This is a genomic window from uncultured Campylobacter sp., from assembly GCF_938030815.1.
GTDB lineage: Bacteria > Campylobacterota > Campylobacteria > Campylobacterales > Campylobacteraceae > Campylobacter_B.
This window is the reverse complement of sequence record NZ_CALHII010000111.1, coordinates 1-2,721: the sequence shown is the minus strand read 5'-3', so window position 1 is coordinate 2,721 and position 2,721 is coordinate 1. Positions and strand designations below refer to the sequence as shown.

General features: G+C 50.2%; 2 protein-coding genes and 1 pseudogene. 2 read left to right on the top strand and 1 reads right to left on the bottom strand.

Annotated elements, in window-relative coordinates:
- Window positions 1–395: LysR family transcriptional regulator (locus Q0277_RS03905; RefSeq protein WP_297995818.1), on the bottom strand; the 395-nt coding region annotated here is incomplete at its 3' end.
- A 165-nt stretch (window positions 396–560) separates the two neighbouring features.
- Here Q0277_RS03905 and Q0277_RS03900 point away from each other — a divergent pair.
- Both Q0277_RS03900 and Q0277_RS03895 read left to right on the top strand, forming a co-directional pair.
- A pseudogene (locus Q0277_RS03900) lies at window positions 561–2,097 on the top strand (flavocytochrome c).
- Window positions 2,098–2,177: 80 nt separating this feature from the next.
- On the top strand, window positions 2,178–2,609 hold the full coding sequence (locus tag Q0277_RS03895) for a cytochrome c3 family protein (protein WP_297995816.1): 432 nt from the start codon (window positions 2,178–2,180) through the stop codon (window positions 2,607–2,609).
- Window positions 2,610–2,721: the final 112 nt, after the last annotated feature.

The following is a 2,721-nucleotide window of genomic DNA, read 5'->3' as shown; positions in this document are numbered from 1 at the left end:
ATGAGTGCGGGCTCGGAGTGAGCGTGCACGCCCCTGATGTCGGCTTTGGAAAACCTACTGTAAAACATCGCGATGATCTTTTCGATAAATTTAAAGCTGGTCGAGGTCGCGCCGATTACGAGCTTACCCGTCTTGATAGACGAAAGCCCGCGGATTTCGTTATTTAGCTCCTTATTGAGCCTAAGCATATTTTTCGCTCTGGCGATGTAAATTTCGCCCGCATAGGTAAGCTCAAGGCCGTTTTTTCTATCAAAAATTTCGATCCCGAGCTCCTTTTCTAAAAGCATAATGCTCTTTGAAAGCGACGGTTGCGCGATTCCAAGCTCGCTCGCCGCTTTTGTAAAGCTTTTAAGCTCCGAAATTTTTACCGCAAATTCCATATGTCGCAGGCTCATTTTTTGCCCCTTCGGTTGAAATTTTATAGCCTTTAGCTATTAAATTATATACCAAATAACATTTGACTTACATAAAGATTTAATATAAAATTACGACATTAATCTTTAAGATTAAAAAATATCTAAGTAAAGGGGCAAAATATGCAGAGACGCGACATACTGAAAATGGGTATGGTAGGAGCCGGCGCACTTGCGCTTGGCGCGGTAAATGCACAAGCAAGCGCAGTGGACGCAAAGGACGTCAAATTTGACGAGGAGTGGGATGTAATCATCATCGGTAGCGGGTTTGCGGGACTTGCGGCGGGCTTAAAAGCAGCCGAGAAAGGCAACAAAGTCTTGATCCTCGAAAAGATGGGCCGTATCGGCGGAAACTCAGTCATCAACGGCGGCGGTATGAGCGTACCGATGAACCCCGTGCAGGAAAAAACCGGCGTTAAAGACAGCAAAGAACTATTTATGAACGACTGCCTAAAGGCGGGCCTTGGCATCAACCACCCCGAGCTTTTAAGCACCCTAGCCGATCGCGGCTTGGACGCGTTTAAATTCCTCGTCGATAGCGGCGTGCAATTTAAGATGGATCACTGCGCGCATTTCGGCGGACACAGCGTCGCGCGCTCGATGCTAACGACGAATGATAGCGGCTCTGGCTACATCCAGCCGATGCTTGAAAAATTTGAAGCGCTAAAAGATAAGGGCTGCGAGCTTCGCCGCCGCGCAAAATTTGACGATTTCGTAATGGACGAAGGTCGCGTAGCGGGCGTCGTAATCCGCGAGGAGTATAAATTTGATCCGAATCTTTACAGCGACGATCTTGAAAACACAAGCGGCACCAAAAAGACGCTCAAAGCCAAAAAAGGCGTAGTGCTCGCAGCGGGCGGATTTTGCCGCGATAAAATTTTCCGCAAGCTTCAAGACCCGCGCATCCCTGATGACGTCGATAGCACAAATCACGCGGGAGCAACCGCGGGCGTTCTGCTAAAAGCCTTTGAGATCGGCGCGTATCCGGTGCAGGTCGATTGGATCCAGTTCGGTCCGTGGGCGAGCCCCGATGAGAAGGGCTTCGGCACCGCTCCGATCCTAACTCAGCAAGGCACCTTTAAATACGGCATCGCCGTGGACGTCGAGGCCGAGGCCCTGGCCACCCTCGGGAAAACGCTTTATGAATGAGCTTGCAGATCGCAAGACCCGCGCGGACGCGGAGTTTAAAATTTTACGCGAGGATCCAAAAGCCTATCCGATAACCTTCGCCGATACCAAAATGGCGTTTAAAGACCTAAGCGAAGAGGTTATTTCTAAAGGCATGGCAAGCGGAAAGCTAGTGGGCGAATGCGCTACGCTCGACGATATCGCCAAAAAATACGGCGTACCTGCCGATGCTTTAAAGCAGAGCGTCAAAAAATACAACGAAGGCGTTAAAGCTAAAAAAGACGAGTTCGGCAAGCAAGAAAGCGCGCTTAGCGAGATCAACGAAGCGGGACCTTTCTACGTCATCCGCCTCTCGCCGAAGCCTCACCACACTATGGGCGGCCTAAAAATCAATACCAAAGCCGAGGTCTTATCATCTAAAACCAATAAGCCGATCCCTGGGCTTTGGGCTGCGGGCGAGATCACCGGCGGTACGCACGGCGCGAGCAGACTCGGTACGGTTGCGATAACCGACTGCATAGTTTTCGGAATGATCGCTGGCGAGCAGATCGCCTAATTTGGTCTGAGCGCCAGCTCTTTAAAGCCTTGCCGGTAGCGAAAGCGGGCCCGGCAAGGCACTTCTACAAAAGGTTGCAAATGAAGAATTTCAGTTTTACGGCATTGTTTCTGTGCTGTATCATCGCGACTTTGTTCGGCGCGCCGTCCGCTAACGACGCCAACGCCACGACAATAGTCGTCTCCGATGAGCTTAGAGCAAAGCACAAACTAAAGCCGCACCACGAGCATTTGGCGTTTGACTGCGTCGATTGCCACGTAAATCAAGGAAGCGATCCGTCCAAATTTAAAAGTATCGGCGACAAGGGCTGTATCAGCTGCCACGGCGACAAAAAGCAGCTCGCTTTGAGGCTTAAATTTATGGATACGCTTAAGGCTAATCCGCACAACTCCGTCCACGACGGTCCTACGCTATACTGCGACGAATGCCACAACGAGCACAAGGCATCTACGAATATGTGTACCGAATGCCACGAGCATGAAGTGCCGCAATGGATGGGGGTGACACCATGAGAATTTCTAAAAAATTACTAGCGCTTATCATCTTAATAAGCGGTATTATAGGGTTTTTCGTCGGCGTGCGGCATGGATAAGGAGTACACGAAGAAGCTGTTGGCTGCTGAGG

What these genes read in the sequence shown, in the direction of transcription:
- Q0277_RS03895 (WP_297995816.1), top strand. Translation starts at nt 2,178, where the DNA reads ATGAAGAATTTCAGTTTTACGGCATTGTTTCTGTGCTGTATCATCGCG.